This is a genomic window from Pseudomonas sp. 2995-1 (assembly GCF_002742505.1).
In the GTDB taxonomy this organism is placed as follows: domain Bacteria; phylum Pseudomonadota; class Gammaproteobacteria; order Pseudomonadales; family Pseudomonadaceae; genus Aquipseudomonas; species Aquipseudomonas sivasensis.
On the sequence record NZ_LJSA01000379.1, the window covers coordinates 64,103 to 81,607 of the forward strand.

Sequence of the window (17,505 nt, forward strand, 5' to 3'; positions counted from 1 at the left end):
TGGGAGGGGCTTGCCCCCGATAGCGGTAGTTCAGTTACAGAAGTGTTGTCTGACACTCAGCCATCGGGGGCAAGTCGAATCGTCGCACCGCCCCTCCCACATTGGATTGCATTTCAAATTAGGAACTGGGTTTAGCCTCGGGCACTGCGCCAGGCGTTGATCAATTGCTCAAAGGTCGCCTGTACCTGCTGAATCAACGTCTCATCATCAATCTCCCCCGCCATCCACAAACGGCTCGGTTCCTGGAAGATCGTGCGGCCCACGGCAAACCCACGGCAGGTGGTGCTTTGGCTGGCTTGCTGGAAGCCGTCAGCGAGAAACTCAGCCGAGGCATTCAAGCCCAGCAACACCACGCCACGGCAGTACGGGTCACGTTCCTGGATCAGCTCGTCGAGCTTTTTCCAGTCCTCGGCCGACTGCGCCTCTATTTTCCACCACGCCGGGTAGATGCCCAGGTTGTACAGGCGCTTGAGGCTGCGGTAGAGCGCGTCCGGGTAGGTGGACGGGTGATCCTTGGGCGGGATGACTTCCAGCAGCAATTCATGGCCGCTGACCAGGGACGCCTCGTACACCGCCTTGAGCTGGGCTTCCTGTTCCAGGCGCAGCAAGGGTTCGTCATCCGGGTGGAATTGCACCAGGCACTTGATGATCTGTTCCTGAGGCCAGGCAATCAGGTTGCTGCCAATCGAACGGCCATGCTCGAAGGCCAAGGGCCGCGAGTTCTGCACTTCCACCGGGCGGGCGATCCACCAGCCACGACCGCTGGCGGCGTTGAGCGCGTCCTGACCAAAACGCTGGTCGGCCAACAACCCCACATCGGCGGCAACGCCCTGCTCGGCGAGCTTTTTTTCCACGCGTTCGATGGCCTGGATAAACAGCTGCTTGATATCGCTGATACGTGCCGGATCCTGGCCGCCTCTTTGCGCCAGGTCGACCAATTGCCAGCGGTGGTCAAAGGCGAAAATAAACAGTTGCTTCCATTGCTTGCGCGGCACGCTGACACGGTGCAGACGTTGCAGGGTCACGTCCTGGTCCGGCCGGGTGATCGGCACCGGGCTGTTGAACAGGTAATCAAGCTCGGCTGGCGTCGGCATGGCCGGAGCGCAAGCGTGGCGCGAGACCACCAGGCCGCCACAGGCATTGGCCAGTTGGCTGCAACGTTCGTCGCTGGCGTCATTGATCCAGCCGCTGAGAAAGCCCGACATAAATGCATCGCCGGCGCCCAGCACATTGAGCACTTCCACACGCACGCCAGGGTAGATCGCGCCGTCTTCCAAGCGCGCAGGAATCGCACCGTGGATGACCGTGCACCCCTGCGGCCCAAGCTTGACCACCAGCGTGGCGGGCGTAAGTTCGCGCACGGTGCGCAGCGCGGTGAGCAGGTCTTCGCTGCCGCCAGCGATCAGGAATTCTTCTTCGGTGCCGACGATCAGGTCGAAACGCGGCAGGATTTTCTGCACATGCTGGCTGACATTCTGGTCCGCGACAAAACGCGTCTCGCCATCTGCCTTGCCTGCCAGGCCCCACAGCACAGGGCGGTAGTCGATATCCAACACGCGCTTGACGTTGTGCTTGGCCGCATAGTCCAGCGCTTGGATGCTGGCCTTGTACACACCGTCGGTGGAGAAATGCGTGCCGGTAATCAGCAGCGCTTTGCTGGAGGCAATAAAGGCTTCGCTGATGTCTTCGGCGCGCAGGGCCATGTCGGCGCAGTTTTCGCGGTAGAACACCAACGGGAAGGTTTCGCGGTCCTTGAGGCCCAGCAGCACCAGGGCAGTGAGCCGTTCCGGGTCGACCTTGATGCCGCTGACATCACAGCCTTCGCGGGCCAGGGATTCCACCAGGAAGCGACCCATATGATCGTCACCCACGCGGCTCAGCATCGCCGACTTAAGGCCTAACCGCGCAGTGCCGAAGGCGATGTTGGCGGAGGAACCGCCGAGGTATTTGGCGAAGCTGGACACGTCCTCAAGCCGCGCACCTACTTGCTGTGCGTAGAGGTCGACGCCCAGGCGCCCGAGGCAAATCAGATCCAATTGACGCCCACTGGCAAAACGAGTCTGGCCCATGCTGGCTCCTGTTATTTTTATCAGCCTGCGTGGTGCCGCCGTGGTGACGGCTCACGCTCTTGGTGAGAGCAGACTAGAACGTTCAGCGGGCTCAATCAATATTTATTCCAGAATTATTTTTAGTGGAATATTTTTTCCAATAAGCCAGCATAATGGCACCCTAGCCCGCGTGCATCGTTTCAGCAGCCCACCGGGGCCGTGATGCCGGGGTATTTTTTTGCGCCTACCCTGTAGACTTGCGCCACCCATCAGCGCATCAGACGAACACGCCAGAAGGATTGCCCATGTCCCGCACCGATCCCGAGACCACCCTGGAAGCCCCTCTCGCCAGCCCTCCGGTCAATGCCGAACGCCTGTTGCAGCTGATCACCGACGAATATGAAAGCCTGCCTCGGCAACTCAAGCGCATTGCCAGCTACATGAGCCAACAGAGCGACCGCATCATGGTTGACCGCATCAGCGACATCGCCCGCGAATGCGAAGTGCATCCCTCGGCGATCGTGCGGTTTTCCCAGCGTTTCGGCTTCAGTGGGTTCAGCGAAATGCAGGCACTGTTTCGCGAGGCCTACACCCACAAGACCACGCCGGTACAGAACTACCAGCAGCGCATTCGCAGCATGATTGCCAACAAATCCCAGAAGGCCAGCGGCGGCGACCTGGCGCGCGAATGCGTCAACGCCACGCTGTCGGGTATTGAGCGTCTGGGGCTGGAGTTGGATGACGTCGCGTTCGACAAGGCCGTGGACCTGGTGGTCAATGCCGACAATATCTACGTGGTGGGTGTTCGCCGTTCGTTCGCGGTGGCCGATTACTTGGTCTACAACCTGCAGCACACCAACAAGCGCATCCATCTGATCTCGGGTCTGGGCGGCAGCTACCGCGAGCAGATGCGCAGCGTGCGCGCCAATGATCTGGTGATCGCCATCAGCTTCACGCCCTACGGCAAAGAGACCCAGCACTGCCTGCGCATTGCGCAACACCACCAGGCAAAGACCCTGATCATCACCGACAGCAACCTGTCGCCCCTGGCCAAGCGGGCCAACGCAGTGTTGTTGGTGAATGAAGGTTCGTCGTTTGCCTTCCGCTCATTGAGCGCGACCCTCTGCCTGTGCCAGGCGCTGTTTATTGCGGTGGCGTATCGGTTGGAGTTGAAGGTGGACGAAATTCACGAGCAAGTCGGGTTCGACGACTGACTATCAAACACCGCAAAGCAAATGTGGGAGGGGGCTTGCCCCCGATGGCGTTGGAACAGTCGATGTTGCTGTCGACTGACACTTCGCTATCGGGAGCAAGCCCCCTCCCACAATGGACCGAGCTGGGTCCGGATCAGTGCATGAAAATCGCGATCAGAATGATCACAGGGATCGGCACGCCGAGGAACCAAAGCAGTAATGAGCGCATGTTGTTCTCCTTGAATTAACGAACGTAGTTTTCGGTTTCGACGTACACCACGGCATCGCGACGACGACCACCAAAGGTCGCAGCGAAGCTGGCAAAGAACGCACCGATCAACAGGGCAACAAAGGTCCAAAGCGAGGTGTAAGCGGCGACCTTGGCGGCGGTATCAGCAGCCTGTTTGGCTTTGAGCTTGGCGTCTTCGACGGCTTTACGGGCATCGCCGTAAACTTTGTCGATACGCGCTTCGGCGTCTGCCTGGCTGAGGTTGGTGCGCTGGCTGATCAACTGGGCCAGGTAGGCGCGGTCTTCAGCGGCCAGTTGGCCGTCGTTGCTCAGGGTGCGGGTGAAGATGCGGGCGACTACGCCGTGGGCCGCGTCATCGCTGACGGCAACTGGGCGGTCATCGCGAAATAGGCTGTCGACGTAATAGTCGAAGTCGCCGCCGTTCACGCCTTTAGCCGCACTGCCGGCCGCTTGAGTGATTCCGCTGGCAGCACCCGCCGCCACGCTGGCACCGGCTTTGACGCCACCGCTGACAACACTGCTGACCGAACCGACCACCAGCACTGCGGTAACCAACGTGGCTACCGCCCAGGCCAGGAAGCCATGGGCTGTGTCGCGAAAGTACACCTCGTCGCCATGCATCCCGGCCCACTTCACACGTAACCGGCCGGCGATATAGCCACCCAAGCCGGACGCAACGATCTGGGTAAACGCCAGCCAGACAATGGTGGAAATGCCAAGCCCCTTGGCACTGATACCGCTATCGGCCCACGGCGACACCGCCGAAAAGCCCAGGCCGAAACCCAGCAGTACCAAAATCAGCGACAGCGCAGCTGCCGCCGCGGCCCCTGCAAAAATAGCCCCCCAGGAAACCCCGGAGAGCGTGCTCGACTCTTGCAGCGTGGATGAGGATGTGATCATTGTTGTTTTGCTCCCGGCAGGAAAAATAGTGTTACAAGTCTCAAAAGGGACAGTGCAGGCACCATGCCAGCCGGCAATAAAATTAAAATCCTTAAAATTCAACACGTTAACTCGATTGAACTTAACCGAACCATGCAAGTTGCAAGATAGGGCTTTCACCAGCGGGCGTTATGCAAGCCCTGCCCAACTTTATGAGCGCCAACCGTGGAAACAGGGTGAGCTTCAGAAACATGAAGTTTTATTTAGGAAGCGTTCAGCCATTTCTTGGCAAAATGCCCCCACTTCTAGTGTGAATCGCTCACCAGGTAATCCTATGACCCGCATTTTGACCATCGAGGATGACGCCGTAACGGCCCGCGAGATCGTCGCCGAGCTGAGTAGCCATGGACTGGACGTAGATTGGGTGGACAACGGCCGCGAAGGCCTGGTCCGCGCCGTGAGTGGTGATTACGATCTGATCACCCTCGACCGCATGCTGCCCGAACTCGATGGCCTGGCCATCGTCACCACCCTGCGCACCATTGGGGTGTCGACGCCGATCCTGATGATCAGCGCCCTCTCCGATGTCGACGAACGCGTACGCGGCCTGCGCGCCGGGGGTGATGACTACCTGACCAAGCCGTTCGCCTCCGATGAAATGGCCGCCCGCGTCGAAGTGCTGCTGCGCCGCAAAAGCACGGTCAAGGAGTTCGAAACCGCCCTGCGCGTGGCCGACCTGGAACTCAACCTGATCAGCCGCGAAGCCAGTCGCGCCGATCAGCCCCTGAGCCTGTTGCCCACCGAATACAAACTGCTGGAATTTTTGATGCGCAACACCGGGCAGATCCTGTCGCGGATGATGATCTTCGAGGAAGTCTGGGGCTATCACTTTGACCCAGGCACCAACCTGATCGACGTGCACATCGGCCGCCTGCGCAAGAAAATCGATCCACCGGGCCTCACGCCGCTGATCCGCACGGTACGAGGTTCCGGTTATGTCATTGCTGAACCCCTCTAAGGGCTGGCGTTCTTCCAGTAGCCGTCTGCTGGCGCTGTACAGTTCGCTGTTCGTGGCCTGGAGTTGCATCCTGATGGGGGTGCTGTATTACGAAGTCTCCGGTTACCTGAGCGACCTCTCGCGCCACTCGCTGATGCAGCGCCAGCACCTGTTCCAGCGTTTCGACGGTGAAGAACTGGTGGAAGCGCTGACCACCAGCATGACCTTCGACATGAAGGGTGTGGACGCCTACGGCCTGTTCGACGAGCAATTTCGACCCTTGAGCGGGCCGATCCGCGCAATACCACCCGACTTGCCACTGGACGGCAAGATCCACACCCTGACCAATTGCGTCGACTCCGACGATCCCAAACTGCCCAAGGACAGCTGCGACGCCGTCGCCACCCACACCGACGAAGGCCGCTGGCTGGTGCTGGTGCGCGCCAACGGTTCGCTGTTTGGTGTGACGCGGATCATCTGGCATGCATTGCTGTGGGCATTGTCCCTGACGATCATCCCCGGCGCTGCCGGCTGGCATTTGCTGCGCCGCCGTCCGTTACGGCGGATTCGCGGGATCCAGGCCAGCGCCGAGGCCATCGTCGCCGGCGACCTCACCCACCGTTTGCCATTGTCCAACCGCCGTGACGAACTGGACATGCTCGCGGCCATCGTCAACGCCATGCTCGACCGCATCGAGAAGCTGATGAACGAGGTCAAGGGTGTGTGCGACAACATTGCCCACGACCTGCGCACCCCGCTCACTCGCCTGCGCGCGCAGTTGTACCGCATCAAGCAGCAGGCCGAAGCCGAGTCGGCGCATGCTTTGCAACTGGACGACGCCATCGCCGAAACCGACACCCTGATGGCGCGCTTTCGCGGGTTATTGCGTATCTCGGAGCTTGAAGACCACCAGCGCCGCTCAGGCTTTCTGGTGATGGACCCACTGCCGCTGCTGCGCGAGTTACACGACTTCTACCTGCCCCTGGCCGAAGAAGGAGAGCTGCATCTGGTGCTCGACACCCCGGAATCCTTACCGTGGATCACCGGCGACCGCGCACTGCTGTTCGAAGCCCTGGCCAACCTGCTGAGCAACTCAATCAAATTCTCCCCTGCGGGAGGCGAAGTGATTTTGCGCGCGGTCAACGATGGCGGCAGCACGCGAATCGAAGTGCACGACTCCGGGCCGGGCATACCGGCGGCGGAACGCAAAGCAGTGTTCCAACGGTTTTATCGCGTGGATGAGAGCGACCAACAAGGTGGGTTCGGGTTGGGCTTGTCGATTGTGGCGGCGATCATCAACTTGCATGGGTTCAAGTTGGAAGTAGGCAGCAGTGCAAGCGGGGGCGCGCGTTTGGTATTGGAGTGCCGCCAACAACTTATGCCCGAATAGCCTTAACCGAGTGAATGTGCGTGTTGTGGTGCGCCATTCATTATTCTGCTGTACCCGTTATCTTGCTGTACCAGCTATCCCGTGGTGCCAATTGTCTGCGGTGACAGCTATCTGTAGTAACAGCTATCTGTGGTGACAGTTGTCTGTGGTGACAGTTGTCTGTGGTGACAGTTGTCTGTAGTACCAGTTATCTGTGGTGAGCGGGCTTGCCCCGCGCTGGGTGGCGAAGCCGCCCCAAACCAGGCGACCCGGACGCTGCCTGATACTACGCGGTGCGTTGATTGGGGCGGCTTCGCAGCCCAGCGCGGGGCAAGCCCGCTCACTACAGAAGCACGCTCATGAGGTCAGAAATTCGCCCGCAGTGCCTCAACCCCATCCTTGTAAACCCCGGCAAATTGGAGTGCCAGTTGTCTGTGATGACAGTTATCTATGGCGACAGTTGTCTGTAGTGACAGTTATCTGTAGTGACAGTTATCTGTAGTGACAGTTATCTGTAGTGACAGTTATCTGTGGTGAGCGGGCTTGCCCCGCGCTGGGTGGCCAAGCCGCCCCAAACCAGGCGACCCGGGCACTGCCTGATACTACGCGGTGCGTTTATTGGGGCCGCTTCGCAGCCCGGCGCGGGGCAAGCCCGCTCACTACAGAAGCACGCTCATGAGGTCAGAAATTCGCCCGCAGTGCCTCAACCCCACCCTTGTAAACCCCGGTAAATTGGAGTGCCAGTTGTCTGTGATGACAGTTATCTATGGCGACAGTTGTCTGTAGTGACAGTTATCTGTAGTGACAGTTATCTGTAGTGACAGTTATCTGTAGTGACAGTTATCTGTGGTGAGCGGGCTTGCCCCGCGCTGGGTGGCGAAGCCGCCCCAAACCAGGCGACCCGGGCACTGCCTGATACTACGCGGTGCGTTTATTGGGGCCGCTTCGCAGCCCGGCGCGGGGCAAGCCCGCTCACTACAGAAGCACGCTCATGAGGTCAGAAATTCGCCCGCAGTGCCTCAACCCCATCCTTGTAAACCCCGGCAAATTGGAGTGCCAGTTGTCTGTGGTGAAAGTTATCTGTAGTGACAGCTATCTGTGGTGAGCGGGCTTGCCCCGCGCTGGGTGGCGAAGCCGCCCCAAACCAGGCGACCCGGGCGCTGCCTGATACTACGCGGTGCGTTGATTGGGGCCGCTTCGCAGCCCGGCGCGGGGCAAGCCCGCTCACTACAGAAGCGCGCTCATGAGGTCAGAAATTCGCCCGCAGCGCCTCAACCCCACCCTTGTAAACCCCGGCAAATTGGAATGCCAGTTGTCTGTAGTGCCAGTTATCTGTGGTGAGCGGGCTTGCCCCGCGCTGGGTGGCGAAGCCGCCCCAAACCAGGCGACCCGGACGCTGCCTGATACTACGCGATGCGTTTATTGGGGCCGCTTCGCAGCCCGGCGCGGGGCAAGCCCGCTCACTACAGAAGCGCGCTCATGAGGTCAGAAATTCGCCCGCAGCGCCTCAACACCGCCCTTGTAAACCCCGGCAAATAACTCTTCGACCGCAGCATCCGTGGTACCCGCCGCCGGGGTGAATACGCCCGACCAGGTTACCTTCGCAGACGATTCGCTCAGCGCTTCAACCTGCAACGTCGCCAGGTACGCAGTCACAGGAAATGACGATTCCTCGATGGTGTAGCTGTAGGTGCGCGCCACGTTATCAAAGGTCTGCAAACGTTCTACGATCACACCACCGTCGCCAGTGGTCAGGTGACGCAAGCGGCCGCCTTCGCCTGGCTCGCTCTTGGCGATCAGCGGCAACCAGTCCGGCAGGCTGTTGAAGCCGCCAACCAATTGCCAGACCGTGTCGGCCGATACCGGGATTTCAATCACTGCAGATGCTGTTGCCACGGTAAATCTCCAAGTCGTAGGAAAACGTCGTCCAGACTGCCACGCCACGCGCCTCAATGCATCAACTCCCTCAAGCAGCGGCGAACACAACACCTTTAGGCGTTCTTGCTGAAATCTAATCCCTAAGCCGGCTTCCACCGTTGCGGGTGAGGTGAAAGAACCATTCTCGATAACTTGTAAAACCGCGCCGTAATGCCTAGCTTATGCGCCCCCCGCCCTGCGCTTTAAGGCCCTGCCCCCATGGTTTTGCGTTTTCGTCCCGTCGTTAGTTCACGTTTCGCCCTCGGCCTGTTGCTCAGTGGCGGTATTGGCAACAGCCTCGCGGCAGAGATCGAACTGCCGGCCGTGAAGGTTCAGGGCCAGGATGAGTCCGGTTATCGCGCCGATACCGCCTCGGTCGGCGGCTTCAATGAAGCACCGCTGCTGGAAACCCCGGCCTCGATCAGCGTGTTCAACGCCGACCTGATCAAGGACCAGCAAGCGCGACTGCTCAGTGAGGTGCTGCGCAACGACGCCTCGGTAGGCGACAGCTATGCGCCCATCGGCTACTACGAAAACTTCGTGGTGCGCGGCTTCTCGCTGAATGCGGCAAGCAGTTACAAGATCAACGGGCGCACCATCACCGGCGAACAGAACGTGGCCCTGGAAAACAAGCAACAAGTCGAAGTGCTCAAGGGCCTGGCCGGCCTGCAAAGCGGGATTTCCGAGCCAAGCGGCGTGATCAACTACGTGACCAAGCGCCCTGAGGATGTGCGCTCGGTAACGGTGTCCACCGATGACCGCGGCAGTGTCTATATCGCCACCGACGTCGGCGGCTGGTTTGGCAGCGAGCAGCAATTCGGGCTGCGCGCCAACGTCGCCCATGAAGACCTCAATTCCTACGTGGAGCATGCCAACGGCCAGCGCGACTTTGTGTCCCTGGCCTTCGACTGGAACATCAGCCCCGACGCGGTGCTGCAACTGGACGCGGAATACCAGAACAAGCAACAACGCTCGGTACCGGGCTACCAGTTGCTGGGCGGCACTGAGGTGCCCCACGACGCCTCGCCAAAAAAACTGCTGGGCCACCAGAGCGGTTCCAAGCAGGTTGGCATCGACTCGTTGAACCTCAACGGCAGGTTTGAATACCGCTTCAGCGACCAGTGGAAAGGCAGCGTCAGCGCCGCGCGCAGCAAGGTGGTGATCGATGATTACAGCTCGTTCGCCTGGGGCGGCGATACCAATGGCGTCGGCAACCACTTCACGCCCGAAGGCAACTACGACGTCTACGACTACCGCAGCCCCGACGACACCCGCCGCGACGACGAAGTGCAGGCGGCCATGACCGGGTTGTTCGACACCGCAGGCATCGGCCATGAGCTGACCTTTGGCACCAGCGCGTTCCGTCGGGTGATCGACAAGCGCAACCCGGTCAACGAGTACATCGGCACCAGCAACATCGACGAAGACACGCCGACGTTCACCCCCACCGACAAACCGCTGAATCCAAGCCACCGCAACCTCGACAGCCGCCAATACGGCGTGTTCGTCACCGACCGCATCCGTTTCAATGAGCAATGGCAAACCATCCTCGGTGGCCGCGAAGTGCGCTTGGATGAAAAAGCCTTCGACGCTGTCAGCGGCGACCAGACACGCCATACCCAGCAATACGTGTTCCTGCCCCAGGCTTCGCTGATCTACACACCCATTGAAAACCTCTCGCTGTACACCAGCTACAGCAAGGGCCTGTCCCTGGGCGGCACCGCGCCGTGGTTCGCCACTAAGCCCGCAGAAACCCTGGCACCCACCACCTCACGCCAGATCGAAGCCGGGGTGAAATACGACTGGCGCCGCATCAGCTTCGCCGCTGCCGTGTTCCAGACCCGCCAGGCCTACCAGTACGCCAAGCCCGGTGCTGCCGGCGACTTCACCTATGTGCAGCAGGGCGAGCAGAAAAACACCGGATTAGAACTCTCGGCCAACGGCTGGGCCACTGAACGCCTGCAAATCTCCACCAGCGTGGCGGCGATTCGCGCACGGGTGACCGGCAGCGGCACGCCGCAATACGAAGCGCATCAGGCGATCAACGTGCCGAAGCTGCGCGCCAGTGTCTACGCCGACTACGCGTTGCCGTGGGTGAATGGATTGGCGGTGCTCGGTGGCGTGCAATACAGCGCCAAGAAGTACGCCAACCGCAGCGGCAATGTGGAGGTGGGAGATTATGCGGTGGTCAACGTCGGCAGCCGCTACACCACCAAGGTCGACGGCTACGAGACGGTGTTCCGCCTGAGCGTCGACAACCTGTTCGACAAGCGCTACTGGCGCGACGCGGGTGAGTACATGGGCGATGACTATCTGTTCCAAGGCGCGCCACTGACGGCGCGCCTGAGTGCCTCAGTCAACTTCTGACGCTTACTTGGGCATCTTGCGAAAACCCACCGCCAGACGGTTCCAGCTGTTGATGGTCGCGATCGCCACGCTCAGGTCGATCTGCTCTTGGGCGCTGAATTCAGCGGCCAGCGCGTTGAAGTCTTCGTCCGGGGCGTGGGTCTGGCTGATCAGCGTCAGGCTTTCAGCCCAGGCCAGCGCCGCACGTTCACGGGGGGTGAAGAACGGCGTTTCACGCCAGGCTGACAGGGTGTAGAGGCGACGCTCGGTTTCGCCGCCCTTGCGGGCATCGGCGGTGTGCATGTCCAGGCAGAAGGCGCAGCCGTTGATCTGCGACACACGCAGGCGGATCAATTCCAGCAACGGCAACTCGATGGAGAGTTTGCCGACCGCCGCTTCAAGGGCAAGCATGGCTTTCATGGCGTCCGGGGAAGCGGTGTAGAAGTCGGTACGGGATTGCATGGTGAAACTCCAGAACGGTGGGATTGGTGGCTAGGTTAGTCACCGTCGCGGCCGTCAGGAATATCCAATTCCGGGGAAGATCAGGTAGCCAATGCATCAGCCCGGCAACGGAATCACCCGCAACGGCCGCACCGACTTATAAGAAAAACTCGAATAGATCTCTTTGACGCACGGCAGCGTCTGCAAGACCTCCCGCGCAAACTCGCCAAACGACTCCAAATCCTTGGCCACCACTTCGAGCAAAAAGTCATAGCGCCCCGATACGTTATGACAGGCCACGATTTCCGGAATTTCCAACAACCGCTGCTCAAACGCCCGGGCGATATCCTGGGTGTGGCTTTCCATCATGATGCTGACAAACGCCGTCACCCCATACCCCAGCGCCTTGGGCGAAAGAATCGCCTGGTAACCGCTGATCACCCCGCTCTCCTCCAGGTGACGGACCCGACGCCAGCACGGTGACGTGGTCAGGGACACGCGTTCGGCGAGTTCGGCCACGGTTAAACGGGCATTGCCTTGCAGGGCGTTCAATAACGCTTTGTCGGTGCGGTCCAAGGTGACGGGCATGATTTGCCTCTGTTCATTATTTTTAGGGTTTTTTCATCCCTTAACGCGGGATTTGTCGGCAAAGTTTGGAAAATTCAGCCTTGGTTATGAGCATAGCATTGTAGGAAATAAGGAGCGCCCGACATGAACAATAAACATAATGCATTCGGCTTTTCTACCCGCGCCATCCACCACGGCTACGACCCCAAGGACCACCACGGCGCGCTCGTGCCGCCGACCTACCTGTCGGCCACGTTTGCGTTTCCCACTGCCGAATACGGCGCCGCCTGTTTTACCGGCGAAGCCGACGGCCACTTCTATACACGCATTTCCAACCCGACTCTGGCGCTGCTGGAATCGCGCATGGCCACCCTGGAAAACGGCGAGGCGGCAGTGGCGTTCAGCTCCGGCATGGGCGCAATTGCCGCGACGTTCTGGACCCTGCTGCGGCCAGGCGATGAGGTGATTGTCAGCCAGACCCTCTACGGCTGCACCTTCGCCCTGCTGCATCACGGTATCGGCGAGTTCGGCATCAAGGTGCGCCACGTGGACCTCACCGACCTGGCCGCCCTGCGAGCGGCGCTCAGCCCTGCCACTCGTATGATCTACTGTGAAACCCCGGCCAACCCCACCCTGCAATTGGTGGATATTGCGGCCGTTGCCGCCCTCGCCCATCAACAGCCAAATGTGACGGTGGTGATCGACAACACCTACTGCACGCCGTACCTGCAACGCCCGCTGGAACTGGGTGCCGATGTGGTGGTGCACTCGGCCACCAAGTACCTCAGCGGCCACGGCGACATCACCGCCGGCATCGCCGTCAGCAACCTGGCCACGGCCCAGCGCATTCGCCTGCAAGGCCTCAAGGACCTGACCGGCGCGGTGATGTCGCCCCAGGATGCGTCGCTGCTGATGCGCGGGCTCAAGACCCTGGCCCTGCGCATGGACCGCCACTGCAGCAACGCCCAGGCCGTGGCCGAAGCGTTGCAGGCGCACCCGGCGGTGGAGTGGGTCACGTATCCGGGGCTGCCCTCTTTCCCGCAATACGAACTGGCGGCGCGGCAAATGAGCCAGTCGGGCGGCATGATTGCTTTCGAGCTCAAAGGCGGGATCGATAGCGGTCGGCGCTTCATGAATGCCCTCAAGCTGTTCACCCGCGCGGTCAGCCTCGGCGACGCTGAATCCCTGGCCCAGCATCCGGCGAGCATGACCCATTCCACCTACACCCCGGAACAGCGCGCGCACCACAGCATCAGCGAAGGCCTGGTGCGTTTATCGGTCGGGCTTGAGGACGTTGCCGACCTGCTGGCGGATGTGCAGCAAGCACTGGCCACATGCACGCGCGCCTTGCCGCGCCGAACGCTGATGGCGGCGCATGCGGTGAGATGAGTTTTGTTTTGCGCTGGCGGCGGTCGGACAGGTCCGGCCGCCGTTGGCCGTGCTTAATCTGGTTTTTTTCCCAATTGGATCCCCATCCCGCCGCCAGGCTGTACTAGCATACGTCCTGCACTCGACATTCATGGACGAACTGATGAACTCAAACCTGTTCCCACATATAGGCAAGGTCATCGCCAGCACCGGCAGTCGCCATTTCCCACGCATGCTGCATGACCTGATTCTCACCCAACTGGCAGTGGACGCCACCCATATCACCCAAATGCGCGTGAGCCCCGAAGGGCACCCCCGCCGCAAGATCAGCCCGGTCTACACCGATTCGGTGGCGGCCCTGGGCGAAGCACAGCCCGCCGCACAACTGCACCTCACACGCCGCAAAGACGACGTGCGCTACGTGCTGTCGGTGTACCGCTCGCACCAGTCCGAAAGCTTTTCGCCTCAGGAGCGCAGCATGCTGCAGGACTTCTCCACCCTGCTGCTGCCGATGGTGGAAAAACACATCGCCGCGATCCAGCCCTGCCGCCAGGACAGCGATCCGAGGGAGCCGCAAAACCAGGGCATCGACACCCTGCGCCGACGCATTGAAGAACGCCTGGTGCAATCGGGCCTGACCCTGTCCAACCGCGAGCTGGAAGTGTGTGTAGGCTTGCTGGCCGGGCGGACGGCGCCGGAGTTGGCGGAGCAACTGGCATTGAAGGTCAACACGATTGAAAGCTACCTCAAGCGGGCGGCGATCAAACTGGGGATCAGCGGACGGCATTCGTTGTTGCGCTGGATGTATTCCACAGACGACATCACCAGTTAAACCGGTGGGAGGGGGCTTGCCCCCGATAGCGGTGTGTCAGCCATAGATGCATCAACTGACAGCCCCTCATCGGGGGCAAGCCCCCTCCCACACTTGATCTTCACCGGCCAACAGAAATCAGTCCCTGGCCAATGCCTCAATCGGGTCCAGCCGCGCCGCGTTCCGCGCTGGCACAAAGCCGAACACAATGCCGATCAGCGTCGAACAGGCGAAGGCTGTGACGATTGAGCCGACCGAAAACACCATTTCCCATTCCTTCACAAACAGCGAAAACAGAAACCCCAGCGCATAGGAAAGCGAGATACCAATCAAGCCGCCGATCAGGCACACCATCACCGCTTCCACTAAAAACTGCTGACGAATGTCCGACTGCCGCGCGCCCACTGCCATGCGAATACCGATCTCACGAGTACGCTCGGTGACCGACACCAGCATGATATTCATCACGCCAATCCCCCCCACCAGCAATGAAATCACTGCGATCAACGACAACAGCAGCGCCAGGGAGCGGCTGGTTTTTTGCACCGTCTGCATGATGCTGTCGAGGTTGTTGGTGAAAAAATCCTTGGTGCCGTGGCGTTGCAGCATGAGCTTGTTGACGTTGTCTTCCACCACCTTGCTCGGCTGACCGTCCTTGATGCGCACGGTGATGCTGTCCAAGTGGCGCTGGCCTAAAAGACGCCCCGCCGCTGTTTCGTAAGGCACCCACACGTTGAGCGCCTTGCTGGCGGCGAACATGTTTTTGTTGTCGGCCGTCACGCCAATCACTGTGCACGGCAGGTTGCCCACCAGGATCACCTGGCCCAACGGGTCCACGTTCGGCCCGAACAGACGGTGCCGGGTGTTGTGGTCGATCACCACCACCTGGGCCTGGCGCCGTGCATCGCTTTCGCTGAAGGCAATACCGGCTTCAAGCTTTAGCCCCTTGACCTTGAAGTAGCGGTCGCTGACGCCATTGACTTGGGCATCCAGATCAATATTGCCGTAGCGCAGCAACAGGCTGCGGCCCACCACCGGCGTGGCACTGTCCACGTAGTACAACTGGTTCAACGCGTCCACATCCGACGGCATCAGGGTTTCGATGGCCGAGGCGCGGCTGTCGCCGAAACTGGTGCCGGAAAAGATATCGATGGTGTTGCTGCCAATCGCCTGGATGTCCTTGAGCACATAGCGCTTGGCGCCTTCGCCGATGGCCGAGATCGACACCACCGAGGTGATGCCGATGACAATGCCGAGCATGGTCAGCAAGGTGCGCATGCGATGGGACACCAGCGCGACCCAGGCCATGTTGAACGCTTCCTTGAACAACCCAAGGCTCGCCACCAACCGCCGTGCGCCGCTGCGCCGGGGCTCTATCGGCGCCTCGGCAGGCGCGTCCAGTCCACTGCGGGTGTTGGCCTTGTCACTGATGATCTCGCCGTCGCAGACCTCGACAATACGCTGGGCATTCGCCGCCACCTTGGGATCGTGCGTGACGATAATCACCGTGTGCCCGGCCGCGTGCAGCTCGGCGAGGATACGCATCACCTCCTTGCCGCTGTGGGTGTCGAGGGCGCCGGTGGGTTCGTCAGCGAGGATCACTTCACCGCCATTCATCAAGGCCCGGGCGATACTCACCCGTTGCTGCTGCCCGCCCGACAACTGGCTGGGACGGTGGGTGGTGTGGCTGGCCAGCCCCAGGCGTTCGAGCAACTCCCGTGCGCGACTGTGGCGTTGAGTCTGTGGGGTGCCCGCGTAAATCGCCGGCATTTCCACGTTGTGCAAAGCACTGAGGTGCGCCAGCAAGTGGTAGCGCTGGAAGATGAACCCGAAATAATCGCGGCGCAGTTCCGCCAGTTGTTCATCACCCAACGAACGGGTTTCGATGCCATTGATCTTGTAACTGCCGGCAGTGGCGTAATCCAGGCCGCCAAGGATATTCATTAAGGTGGATTTACCGGAACCGGACGCACCGATAATCGCGATCATTTCCCCGGCCTGAATCGTCAGGTCGATACCCTTGAGCGCAATGAACTCACGCTCGCCGGCCATGAAACTGCGGGTGATGCCCTTGAGTTCCAACAGTGGCTGGCTCATCCGTCAATCCCCCGCCACAGCAGGCGACGCATCACCGATCACCACTTTATCGCCCTCGGCCAGGCCCTCCAGGATCTGCACCTTGACGTTGTTGTTGATGCCGGTTTTTACATCACGGGACACCGCCTTGCCCTTGGCATCCAGCACCCGCAGCGCGTAACTGCCGTCCTTATTGCGCGCCCCGAGCGCCGCCACCGGCACCATCAACGCGGCCTGGGCGGTGTCGAGCACGATACGCACCTGGGCGGTCATGGCGATGCGCAGGCGATGGTCGGGGTTGGGCACATCGAACAACGCGTTGTAGAACACTGCTGTGTTCTGCTTGGGCGTGCCGGCAGTCTGGGTTTCAAGGAAGTTCTGCGGCGCCGGCTCGGTGCCGCGCAGCTTGGCGTAGTAGCGTTTGTCGGCTTCACCGAGGATGGTGAAATACACCTGCTGGCCGGGGCTGATATGAATCACATCCGCCTCCGACACCTGGGCCTTGACCGTCATGGTGTCCAGGTCCGCCAACTTGAGCAGCACCGGCGCCAGTTGGCTGGCGATCACCGTCTGGCCTTCCTGGGTGACGATGCCCACGACATCGCCGTCGATGGGCGCATTGATGCGGGTGTAATCCAGGTTGATCTTGGCGGTGTCGATCTGGATATGTGCGCTTTTGATCTGCGCATCCAGGGCCAACAGATTGGCCTGCTGCACCTGGAAGGTCGATTCGGCATCTTCAAAGTCCTGGCGCGATACCGACTCGTCATCCTGCAAGCCTTTGTAGCGTTCATACACCGACTTGGCCTGCTTGAGCTGAGCCGCCGTGGCCCTGCGCTGGGCCTGGAGGTTTTCCTCATCCACTTGGGCTTTGCGCAGGGTGTTTTGCAGGATCAACGGGTCGATTTCGGCGAGCCATTGGCCCTTTTTTACCTTGTCGCCCACTTTGACCTTGAGTGACTTTAACTGGCCGGAGACTTGGGCGCCGACGTCGACTTGTTTGATGCCTTCGAGTAGGCCGGTGGCCAGGACGGCGTTTTCGATGTCGCCACGTTCGGCAGTGGCGGTGAGGTACAGCGGTGCGTCGGCCGGTGCCTGGACGGTGTAGATGATTAGGCTGATGGCTACGGCCAGTACGGTGAATATGCCGATTTTGCGGAATTTAGAGTTTTGCATAGATGACCATAGAAAGTGGTTTGGCCCGGCCTATTGGGTTGGGCTTTTTTTGATTGGGTACATATCC

The 17,505-nt window shown here is 60.4% G+C and carries 14 protein-coding genes; 7 read left to right on the plus strand and 7 right to left on the minus strand.

Features of this window, described 5'->3' with window-relative positions; genetic code table 11:
* Positions 1-131: 131 nt before the first annotated feature.
* Positions 132-2,069 (minus strand): 5-dehydro-2-deoxygluconokinase, encoded by a 1,938-nt coding sequence (gene iolC, locus AOA61_RS21130; protein ID WP_032885777.1) that lies wholly within the window; start codon positions 2,067-2,069, stop codon positions 132-134.
* Here iolC and AOA61_RS30910 point away from each other — a divergent pair.
* Positions 2,068-2,271 (plus strand): hypothetical protein, encoded by a 204-nt coding sequence (locus tag AOA61_RS30910; RefSeq protein WP_143499427.1) that lies wholly within the window; start codon positions 2,068-2,070, stop codon positions 2,269-2,271. The genes iolC and AOA61_RS30910 overlap by 2 nt on opposite strands.
* Positions 2,272-2,353: 82 nt before the next feature.
* Entirely contained in the window at positions 2,354-3,262 is a 909-nt protein-coding gene (locus AOA61_RS21135) for a MurR/RpiR family transcriptional regulator (RefSeq protein WP_032885775.1), read from the plus strand.
* 223 nt (positions 3,263-3,485) lie between these two features.
* Here AOA61_RS21135 and AOA61_RS21140 read toward each other — a convergent pair whose 3' ends face one another.
* Complete coding sequence (locus tag AOA61_RS21140) at positions 3,486-4,391, minus strand: hypothetical protein (protein WP_032885773.1); 906 nt, start codon at positions 4,389-4,391, stop codon at positions 3,486-3,488.
* A gap of 313 nt (positions 4,392-4,704) precedes the next feature.
* Between AOA61_RS21140 and AOA61_RS21145 the strand changes: the two genes are divergently transcribed.
* Together AOA61_RS21145 and AOA61_RS21150 are read left to right on the plus strand one after the other, a co-directional pair.
* Entirely contained in the window at positions 4,705-5,388 is a 684-nt protein-coding gene (locus AOA61_RS21145; protein ID WP_010564812.1) for a response regulator transcription factor, read from the plus strand.
* A complete protein-coding gene (locus AOA61_RS21150) occupies positions 5,366-6,757 on the plus strand; it encodes a HAMP domain-containing sensor histidine kinase (RefSeq protein WP_032885772.1) in 1,392 nt (463 codons plus the stop codon). Before AOA61_RS21145 ends, AOA61_RS21150 begins: the two co-directional genes overlap by 23 nt.
* Before the next feature lie 1,464 nt (positions 6,758-8,221).
* Here the strand turns inward: AOA61_RS21150 and AOA61_RS21155 are convergent.
* Positions 8,222-8,632, minus strand: a complete 411-nt coding sequence (locus AOA61_RS21155) for an SRPBCC family protein (protein ID WP_032885770.1) — start codon at positions 8,630-8,632, stop codon at positions 8,222-8,224.
* 240 nt (positions 8,633-8,872) lie between these two features.
* Here AOA61_RS21155 and AOA61_RS21160 point away from each other — a divergent pair, with 240 nt between their 5' ends.
* On the plus strand, positions 8,873-11,020 hold the full coding sequence (locus AOA61_RS21160) for a TonB-dependent siderophore receptor (protein WP_099602662.1): 2,148 nt from the start codon (positions 8,873-8,875) through the stop codon (positions 11,018-11,020).
* Between the two features lie 3 nt (positions 11,021-11,023).
* On the opposite strand, the gene AOA61_RS21165 is transcribed toward AOA61_RS21160, so the two are convergent.
* Complete coding sequence (locus tag AOA61_RS21165; protein WP_095185955.1) at positions 11,024-11,461, minus strand: carboxymuconolactone decarboxylase family protein; 438 nt, start codon at positions 11,459-11,461, stop codon at positions 11,024-11,026.
* A gap of 96 nt (positions 11,462-11,557) precedes the next feature.
* The gene (locus tag AOA61_RS21170; RefSeq protein ID WP_032885766.1) at positions 11,558-12,028 is read right to left on the minus strand and encodes an Lrp/AsnC family transcriptional regulator; all 471 of its coding nucleotides are present in this window, start codon (positions 12,026-12,028) and stop codon (positions 11,558-11,560) included.
* 123 nt (positions 12,029-12,151) lie between these two features.
* Here AOA61_RS21170 and AOA61_RS21175 point away from each other — a divergent pair, with 123 nt between their 5' ends.
* Both AOA61_RS21175 and AOA61_RS21180 read left to right on the plus strand, forming a co-directional pair.
* Entirely contained in the window at positions 12,152-13,396 is a 1,245-nt protein-coding gene (locus AOA61_RS21175; protein WP_099602663.1) for a methionine gamma-lyase, read from the plus strand.
* A gap of 142 nt (positions 13,397-13,538) precedes the next feature.
* Positions 13,539-14,207 carry a helix-turn-helix transcriptional regulator gene (locus AOA61_RS21180; protein ID WP_178075202.1) on the plus strand — a complete coding sequence of 223 codons (669 nt, stop codon included), beginning with the start codon at positions 13,539-13,541 and terminating at the stop codon, positions 14,205-14,207.
* Between the two features lie 117 nt (positions 14,208-14,324).
* Here AOA61_RS21180 and AOA61_RS21185 read toward each other — a convergent pair whose 3' ends face one another.
* Both AOA61_RS21185 and macA read right to left on the minus strand, forming a co-directional pair.
* A complete protein-coding gene (locus tag AOA61_RS21185) occupies positions 14,325-16,283 on the minus strand; it encodes a MacB family efflux pump subunit (protein WP_032885760.1) in 1,959 nt (652 codons plus the stop codon).
* A gap of 3 nt (positions 16,284-16,286) precedes the next feature.
* A complete protein-coding gene (macA, locus tag AOA61_RS21190; protein WP_099602665.1) occupies positions 16,287-17,438 on the minus strand; it encodes a macrolide transporter subunit MacA in 1,152 nt (383 codons plus the stop codon).
* Positions 17,439-17,505 lie beyond the last annotated feature (67 nt).

Excerpts from the sequence above, each read along its gene's own strand:
- AOA61_RS21140 (WP_032885773.1), bottom strand. The coding sequence starts at position 4,391 with ATGATCACATCCTCATCCACGCTGCAAGAGTCGAGCACGCTCTCCGGG.
- AOA61_RS21135 (WP_032885775.1), top strand. The coding sequence starts at position 2,354 with ATGTCCCGCACCGATCCCGAGACCACCCTGGAAGCCCCTCTCGCCAGC.
- macA (WP_099602665.1), bottom strand. The coding sequence starts at position 17,438 with ATGCAAAACTCTAAATTCCGCAAAATCGGCATATTCACCGTACTGGCC.
- AOA61_RS21160 (WP_099602662.1), top strand. The coding sequence starts at position 8,873 with ATGGTTTTGCGTTTTCGTCCCGTCGTTAGTTCACGTTTCGCCCTCGGC.
- AOA61_RS30910 (WP_143499427.1), top strand. The coding sequence starts at position 2,068 with ATGCTGGCTCCTGTTATTTTTATCAGCCTGCGTGGTGCCGCCGTGGTG.
- AOA61_RS21170 (WP_032885766.1), bottom strand. The coding sequence starts at position 12,028 with ATGCCCGTCACCTTGGACCGCACCGACAAAGCGTTATTGAACGCCCTG.
- AOA61_RS21185 (WP_032885760.1), bottom strand. The coding sequence starts at position 16,283 with ATGAGCCAGCCACTGTTGGAACTCAAGGGCATCACCCGCAGTTTCATG.
- AOA61_RS21145 (WP_010564812.1), top strand. The coding sequence starts at position 4,705 with ATGACCCGCATTTTGACCATCGAGGATGACGCCGTAACGGCCCGCGAG.
- iolC (WP_032885777.1), bottom strand. The coding sequence starts at position 2,069 with ATGGGCCAGACTCGTTTTGCCAGTGGGCGTCAATTGGATCTGATTTGC.
- AOA61_RS21150 (WP_032885772.1), top strand. The coding sequence starts at position 5,366 with ATGTCATTGCTGAACCCCTCTAAGGGCTGGCGTTCTTCCAGTAGCCGT.
- AOA61_RS21165 (WP_095185955.1), bottom strand. The coding sequence starts at position 11,461 with ATGCAATCCCGTACCGACTTCTACACCGCTTCCCCGGACGCCATGAAA.
- AOA61_RS21175 (WP_099602663.1), top strand. The coding sequence starts at position 12,152 with ATGAACAATAAACATAATGCATTCGGCTTTTCTACCCGCGCCATCCAC.
- AOA61_RS21180 (WP_178075202.1), top strand. The coding sequence starts at position 13,539 with ATGAACTCAAACCTGTTCCCACATATAGGCAAGGTCATCGCCAGCACC.